The sequence below is a fragment of the Pollutimonas bauzanensis genome, assembly GCF_040393045.1.
In the GTDB taxonomy this organism is placed as follows: Bacteria; Pseudomonadota; Gammaproteobacteria; order Burkholderiales; family Burkholderiaceae_B; genus Pollutimonas; species Pollutimonas bauzanensis_A.
Genome location: NZ_JBEBUX010000051.1, coordinates 20,184 through 27,081 on the forward strand (window position 1 = coordinate 20,184; position 6,898 = coordinate 27,081).

Here is a 6,898-nt window from a genome sequence, read left to right on the forward strand (position 1 = left end):
GTATCAGCGCCCCCTTCCTCTTTTACAGACACGTTGTGCATAGCGCCAATAACTACTGCTAGTTACTGCTGCAAGTTTGCAGCCTTCGCAATACGGCCGAACTTTTCTCTTTCAGTACGGACAAACTCCTCAAATTCGGCTGTAGGCATTCCACTTGGTTCAGCGCCTTGTGCTTCCAAGGTTGCCCGAACCTCTGGCATATTCATGACAATAGCAATATCCTGCTGAACTTTCTGCACGATATCGTTGGCTGTACCGGCAGGCACGAATATCCCGAACCACTGCGTCAGGTCAAAACGTTCCAACCCTGCTGTTTGAGCTAAAGGTGGCGTCTTGGGCGCCGCCGGGGACGACTTCTGGGATGAAACAGCGAGCGCTTTCAATGTCCCCGCCTGAGCATGCGGCAAGCCTGTAGGCAAACCCGCAAAAGCCAAAGCGACCTGACCTGCCAGCAAATCGCTAATAGAAGGCGCTATCCCTTTGTAGGGGATATGCATCATTTTTATACCGCCCAACTGCTCCAGCAATACAGCTGCCAAATGCTGGGGCGTGCCTGCTCCCGAAGAAGCATAGGTAACGACGTCGGGATGTTCCCGTGCGTAGGCGATTAACTCTTCGGTCGTTGAAAAAGGCTGCCCGGGATTAGCAAGCAAGATAAACGGCAAACGTACAGCAAGCGTAACCGGTTTGAGATCGGTTTCCGGGTTGTATTGCATTTTCGGCATGATGAACTGATTGATCACCACCTCGGCTGTAGCCGACATCATGATAGTAGTTCCGTCTGGCTTAGCCCTCGCCACGTAGGTAGCCCCAATGGATCCGCTACCCCCTGCTTTGTTGGACACCACCACAGGCTGCTTCCACATTTCTGAAAGATGCTTTCCGACCAGCCGAGCGACCGGATCAACACCACCGCCGGCAGGATAGGGTACGACCAAGGTTACAGGCTTATCTGGCCAAGCCGCCTGGGCACCGGCAGCAGCGCCGTATAGCAACAACATACTTGTGGCAATCAACACCTTCAGTTTCATTTTATCTCCTTCTAGTTTGAGTAATTATTGAGGGGTAGCTGAACGATTCAATTTTTCAGCAACATGCTGCGCAATAAAATGCGACACTCGCGCATTGGATTCTGCTGTGACTCCAGCAATATGCGGTGTAAGAATTACATTTGGTACGTCCGCTAACGCAGAGCCCGGCGGCAACGGTTCCTGCACATGCACATCAATAGCAGCACCTGCCAACTTCCCTCTAAGCACAGCCGTAGCAAGCGCCGCCTCGTCGACAACACCTCCACGCGCTACATTGATTAGAATCGCCCCCTCTGGCATCAGTCCGATCCGACGTGCATCCACCAAATTACGCGTACTGTCGCTGAGCGGCACATGCAAGGAAACCACATCGGCCTCGCGAAATAATTGGTCGAGCTCAGCGCAACAACCGACTGTCTGCCAGATGGAGTGCTCAGCATCCAGTGATGGGTCATAAGCCACAACCCGCATCCCAATTGCCTGTGCCAAGTTAGCTGTTATGCGGCCAACCGAACCCAAGCCAACGACGCCAAGCAATTTACCGCCTATTTCCCTACCATTTATAAGCCGCTCACGCGGCCACAGCCCCGCTGCGACCTCGCTTGAAGCGGCATAAGCCCCACGCAGCAGCTGCATGGCGCAGCAGATGACATATTCAGCGACGGCAGCCGCATTGGCCCCCAGGGCGGGAATAACCTCGATGGCCTGCTGACGGCAGAACGCAAGGTCGATATTCTCCAATCCTACCCCCAGACGACCAACAGCCTGCAACCGGGTCTGACATGCAAGCAATTGCGCATTGACCTGCGTTCGATTACGTACTATCAGCGCATCGGCATCAACTAACAATGCTGACAATGCCTCGAGCCGTTCACACAGATCGGGCTCATAAACCACGTCAAAACGCTGGGCCAGCCATTGAACAGCAGCCTCATCCATGAACTCTGAAATAATGATCTTCTTAGTCATGGCGTCATTCCATGCTGGTGCGGACAAGATATTTCTCAACCTCCGCCATGGCGGGCTCAACACCCAAGCCAGGAAGATCTGAAAGCGAGACACAGCCCTTATTCACAACAAAACCAGGTTCAGCCAACAATTCTCTAAGAGGGTTGGGATTGGAATCCACTTCAACATAGCCATCCCCGCCCAATGCCGCTTTAAAATGCATGGAAGCGATTAGGCCTACCCCTCCTCCCAGCCAATGTGGACATAGCCATCGGCCTTGCTCCTGAGCGTAACGACCTACCGGTAAACAACCACTAAATCCACCCCATTTCCCAATATCTGGTTGAATGACGCTTAAGCCGCCCTCGTCTCCTGCCGCCCGGAACGAGTCATCGCCTCGCAAGTTTTCGCCCCCAGCTATCCGCATTGACGTGCTTTTTGCCAAAGCATGCCAAACCTCCAAAGGTGCATCTGCCGGAATAGGCTCCTCGAGCCACATCAATTGATAGGGTTCAAGGCGGCCAGCCATAATAGTGGCCTGCTCAGCGCTCCACGCCTGATTAGCGTCAACCATCAGCACGGCATCCGCCCCCATGGCGGAGCGCAAAGCACGCACATTTTCCTCATCACGTTGATCGCCAAAACCCACTTTCAACTTGAAGGCGGTGTAACCCTCTCGGGCCTTGGCTTCTGCTATTTTCTGAGGCTCATCAGGATTAATTCCCGACGTATATACCGAAATCTTATTGCTGCCGCCCAGAACCTGCCACAGAGGCTTTCCTGCTCGTTTACCAACGATATCCCAGAGGGCAATATCAATACCCGCAATGACCTGCGCCAAAGGACCGGGTTCACCCGACTGGATCGCCAAAATGCGAACATGCGCATTCATCGCTTCGAAACAGGCCTGTGGTGATGGCCACAGGCGCCTGCAAAGTACGTCAGCAAGGCAAGACGATACCAGTCGTGCTCGATGCTCAGCCCCTACGGAAGGAAAGTTGCACCATACCTCTCCCCACCCGATCACCCCGTCTTTATCGGTCAGACGAATCAGCAATGCTGGGCGATCATGCATAATGCCAAAAGAGGTACGGACAGGGGGCATTGCCGGGGCACGAAAAACCAAAGTTTCCACACTCGCTATTTCTACTGATAGATCCACATCAAGTGCCACGCCTTACTTCCTTTTTATAAGCCATTAATCAAAAGACCATAAGTCTATAATGCTAGACCTTAAGAGTCAATTCTATTCCTTATGCGCATCAATCAAAAAGAGTTGTCACCCAGTCCCATCCCACGATATGTCATCGTTGCAGATCGTCTACGGCAAAGTCTCGCTCGCGGTGAATGGCGCATTGGAGAGAACCTGCCCTCACTACACCAACTGGCACAAGACTTCGGCGTAGCTCGCCTGACCGCACGCCAGGCTGTGCAGTTGCTTGTACAGGAGGGCCTGCTGTACAGTCATCGCGGCCTAGGAACAGTGGTAACCGAAGCAGCCACACCGATAAAAACCACCCTGCTTGAAACCTCTCTTCATGAGCTCGGGCAAACCTATCGATCCCTCGTTCCGCGCATACTGGAAATCAACGAAACGCCGTGCCCCTTGCCCGGCACCGCAAAGGGCTCCACAGGCTATGTACACATGCGCCGGTTGCACTCAAACAACGATCAACCTGATCGACCATATTGCGTCATATCACTATATATTGCAGAGCATATTTTTGCGCTCGAACCAGAGCGTTTCCGCACACAAGCAGTCGTGCCGTTAATGCTGGATCACAATAAGATTCAGATTGCTCAGGCAAGGCAGACACTCACCATAGGGACGGCCGATGCGGAACTCGCCACGCTGTTGCATATACCCGTTGGCGCTCCGGTCGCAAATGTGACACGAGTCTTCACAGATTCCGCTGGTTCAATTTTGTATTATGCAGAGGTCACCTATCGCGGCGATGCCATCCGGTTAGAAATAGACTTGAAACAGTAAAAATTGAAATGATAGACATACGACCCGCCCAGCTCCCTGACGACCTTCCCCTCGTGCGCGAGCTGTTTCGCGAATACGCCGACAGCCTGGGTATTGACCTGAGCTTTCAGGACTTTGAGTCCGAACTTGCCAATCTGCCAGGAAAATATGCATTGCCTGCAGGACGCATCATGCTCGCCTGGAAGGAAGCGCAAGCCGTGGGTTGCGTGGCCCTGCGCCCTATCGAGGGCGACGCATGCGAAATGAAACGCTTATATGTCAGGCCTGCGGCCCGTGGCGAACAGCTTGGGCGCCAACTGGCTGCGCGCATTTGCCAGGAAGCGCGTGAGGCCGGCTATGCCCGGATTTGCCTGGACACGCTGCCGACCATGAGTGCCGCCACCCACATCTATGCCGACCTGGGCTTCAAGCCCACGGCTCCCTATGTATTCAATCCCATTGCCGAGGCGATATTTCTGGCGCTTGCGCTGCGGTGACGACAGAGCGCGGTAGCCAGGTAATATCCATACCATGACCCGTATTAACTGCGTTCCCGTCGAAGAATTAAGCCGCCAGCACCTGGTTGCCGAATACAGAGAGCTGCCGCGCGTGTTCGCCCTTGCTCAGAAAGCCTCGATGCGAAACCAATTCGATCAGCCGGACGAGTACACGCTGGGAACAGGCCATGTCACCTTCTTCTACACGCGACTGGGCTATCTGACAAAACGGCATGCCCAGCTTGTAGCGGAAATGCTAGATAGAGGCTACAAACCAACATTCACCGGATCGCTGAAAGAGGCTTACCCAGATATACCCAATGCCTTTTGGGGAGATTGGGAGCCAACCGGCGAAGCCCTGGCTATCAATAGAGAGCGTATTTTGGAACGCAGTAAGAAATAAAGCCCTGTTCCCACACTCTTGATACTTGGAAGCACTCTGAATGAATCTGCGAATCGGTGATCTGGATATCAACCTTCTGCTCGCCCTGGATGCGCTGCTGCAGAAGCAGAACGTGACGCATGCAGCGGCCAAGTTGAACATTAGCCAGTCTGCGCTTTCCGGCCGTTTGACGCGCCTTCGCCGTATCCTCAACGATCCGCTGTTCGTGCCCTCCTCATCAGGGCGGGGAATGACGCCGACATCGCATGCACAGGCACTCAAGCCAGAACTGCAGCGCCTGCTGCAACAGCTGACGCAATTCGTTCAATCGGCGCATATTTTTAATCCCGCCTCCAGCGAACGCACCTTTCGCATTGCTGCAATGGACAACCCGGCGGCTATTCTCGCTCCGGCTCTGCTGCCGCTGATTCAGGCTCGAGCGCCAGGGGTCAGGGTTGCCTTTACGCTTCCAGACAAAACCGGGATAAGTGAACATCTGGAACGAGCTGAAGTCGATCTTTTTATCGGCACGATGCGGGACGCAACGCCGAACCTGATCGGACGCATGCTCTTTAATGAGGAGTTTCTGACCGCGCAACGCAAGAGCCATCCCCGTGGGACCGGCCAGCTATCGCTCGATGCATTCTGCGAAATGGATCATTTGCTGATTTCGACAAGTGGCGGCCTCTTCAACGGTATGATTGACGAAACACTTGCTGAACTTGGCCGAAGTCGCCGTGTGACGGTCTCTGTACAAAGCTACGCCTTGGCCCCGCTTATTTTGGGGGCTACTGATTGCATCTGCACCCTGCCCAGGCGCTTTCTGGAGCGGTTCACCGACAGTCTCGACCTTTTCCCGCCCCCTATGTCTCTTGACACGTTTTCAATGCAGCTCTTTTGGCATCCGACAGCAAGCGCCGATCCGGCGCATCGATGGCTGCGCGCAGCGGTTTTTGAAGCGGCGCAGACAAAGAACACGGACCAAATTTAGCAGCCATCACCTGCAGCGATAAGTCGAATCGAAAATAACGATTTGTGCAGAGCAAACGAATGTCCCACTATGTGGTTTCTCGACCCAACCTCGGAAGATCAAACATATGACTCGCATACGCTCCCTCTTTCTTTCAAGCACGCTTGCAATCGCAAGCGTATTTGTGCAGCCCTCCACCGCCCAGACAGCGCCGGCATCAAAGGCTGCTGCTTTTGCACAAGCGGCTGACTCCTACTCCTTCCCGCTTGGCAATCTCACCATTACCTCGTTATCTGATGGTACGGTACCCCAGGATCTTTACCAGCTACTGATCGGCGCATCACATTCCCATATCGACGACCTACTCGGGAAGGGTTTTCTTGCCAACCCGGTAGAAGCCTCCATCAATGCATTCCTGATCCAGGACGGGAAGCGTACTATTCTGGTCGATGCCGGCTCGGGCGAGCTTTTCGGGCCTGGTTACGGCGGAAAGCTATATGACAGTCTGTCTAGCGTTGGCGTGAAGCCCGAAGAAGTGACCGACGTTCTCGTTACCCATATACATACTGACCATACCGGCGGTTTGGTACGTAACGGCAAGCCGGTATTTGCGAACGCAGCGATCCATGTCGGAGCACCGGACCTGGCCTTTTTTCTGGATCCGGACAACGCCAGGAAAACCGGCTATGCAGACAAATATTTCGACGAGGCGATCAAGACCATCGGCGTTTATGACAAACTCGGGAAAGTGAAGACCTTTGGTGACGGGGACACCATCCTGCCAGGCATCCGGGCGTCCATCCATCCCGGACACACACCCGGCAGCGCCTTTTTCACAGTAGAAAGCAAGGATCAATCCATTGTCTTCATCGGGGACATCGTCCATGTCGCAGCCGTTCAGTTCCCGGAGCCGGCCATTGCAATTACCTATGACCTAAAGCCTGAAGATGCCGTCTCGGTACGCAAAAAGGCATTTTCAGACTTCGCCGGAGATCGTCAACTGATCGCTGCGCCCCACCTGCAATTTCCCGGCGTCGGCCATGTTCGCTCAGAAGGAAATGATACTTTTAGCTGGCACCCGATGGAATATCGAAACAGGGC

8 protein-coding genes are annotated in these 6,898 nt (G+C 54.0%); 5 read left to right on the plus strand and 3 right to left on the minus strand.

Features of this window, described 5'->3' with window-relative positions; genetic code table 11:
* Nucleotides 1-62: 62 nt before the first annotated feature.
* The 3 genes from ABWO67_RS10005 to ABWO67_RS10015 are packed head-to-tail and all read right to left on the minus strand — an operon-like array spanning nt 63 to nt 3,153.
* On the minus strand, nt 63-1,031 hold the full coding sequence (locus tag ABWO67_RS10005) for a Bug family tripartite tricarboxylate transporter substrate binding protein (protein WP_353151139.1): 969 nt from the start codon (nt 1,029-1,031) through the stop codon (nt 63-65).
* A 24-nt stretch (nt 1,032-1,055) separates the two neighbouring features.
* On the minus strand, nt 1,056-2,000 hold the full coding sequence (locus tag ABWO67_RS10010) for a hydroxyacid dehydrogenase (RefSeq protein WP_353151142.1): 945 nt from the start codon (nt 1,998-2,000) through the stop codon (nt 1,056-1,058).
* Nucleotides 2,001-2,004: 4 nt separating this feature from the next.
* On the minus strand, nt 2,005-3,153 hold the full coding sequence (locus ABWO67_RS10015) for a mandelate racemase/muconate lactonizing enzyme family protein (protein WP_353151145.1): 1,149 nt from the start codon (nt 3,151-3,153) through the stop codon (nt 2,005-2,007).
* Nucleotides 3,154-3,234: 81 nt separating this feature from the next.
* Between ABWO67_RS10015 and ABWO67_RS10020 the strand changes: the two genes are divergently transcribed.
* The 5 genes from ABWO67_RS10020 to ABWO67_RS10040 all read left to right on the plus strand — a co-directional run.
* A complete protein-coding gene (locus ABWO67_RS10020; protein ID WP_353151147.1) occupies nt 3,235-3,969 on the plus strand; it encodes a GntR family transcriptional regulator in 735 nt (244 codons plus the stop codon).
* An 8-nt stretch (nt 3,970-3,977) separates the two neighbouring features.
* Nucleotides 3,978-4,445 carry a GNAT family N-acetyltransferase gene (locus tag ABWO67_RS10025; protein ID WP_353151150.1) on the plus strand — a complete coding sequence of 156 codons (468 nt, stop codon included), beginning with the start codon at nt 3,978-3,980 and terminating at the stop codon, nt 4,443-4,445.
* Between the two features lie 34 nt (nt 4,446-4,479).
* The gene (locus tag ABWO67_RS10030) at nt 4,480-4,848 is read left to right on the plus strand and encodes a pyrimidine dimer DNA glycosylase/endonuclease V (RefSeq protein WP_353151153.1); all 369 of its coding nucleotides are present in this window, start codon (nt 4,480-4,482) and stop codon (nt 4,846-4,848) included.
* 40 nt (nt 4,849-4,888) lie between these two features.
* A complete protein-coding gene (locus ABWO67_RS10035) occupies nt 4,889-5,818 on the plus strand; it encodes a LysR family transcriptional regulator (RefSeq protein ID WP_353151156.1) in 930 nt (309 codons plus the stop codon).
* A 106-nt stretch (nt 5,819-5,924) separates the two neighbouring features.
* The coding region (locus tag ABWO67_RS10040; RefSeq protein WP_353151159.1) for an MBL fold metallo-hydrolase at nt 5,925-6,898 on the plus strand (974 nt) is incomplete at its 3' end.

Excerpts from the sequence above, each read along its gene's own strand:
- ABWO67_RS10005 (WP_353151139.1), bottom strand. The coding sequence starts at position 1,031 with ATGAAACTGAAGGTGTTGATTGCCACAAGTATGTTGTTGCTATACGGC.
- ABWO67_RS10010 (WP_353151142.1), bottom strand. The coding sequence starts at position 2,000 with ATGACTAAGAAGATCATTATTTCAGAGTTCATGGATGAGGCTGCTGTT.
- ABWO67_RS10020 (WP_353151147.1), top strand. The coding sequence starts at position 3,235 with ATGCGCATCAATCAAAAAGAGTTGTCACCCAGTCCCATCCCACGATAT.
- ABWO67_RS10025 (WP_353151150.1), top strand. The coding sequence starts at position 3,978 with ATGATAGACATACGACCCGCCCAGCTCCCTGACGACCTTCCCCTCGTG.
- ABWO67_RS10030 (WP_353151153.1), top strand. The coding sequence starts at position 4,480 with ATGACCCGTATTAACTGCGTTCCCGTCGAAGAATTAAGCCGCCAGCAC.
- ABWO67_RS10035 (WP_353151156.1), top strand. The coding sequence starts at position 4,889 with ATGAATCTGCGAATCGGTGATCTGGATATCAACCTTCTGCTCGCCCTG.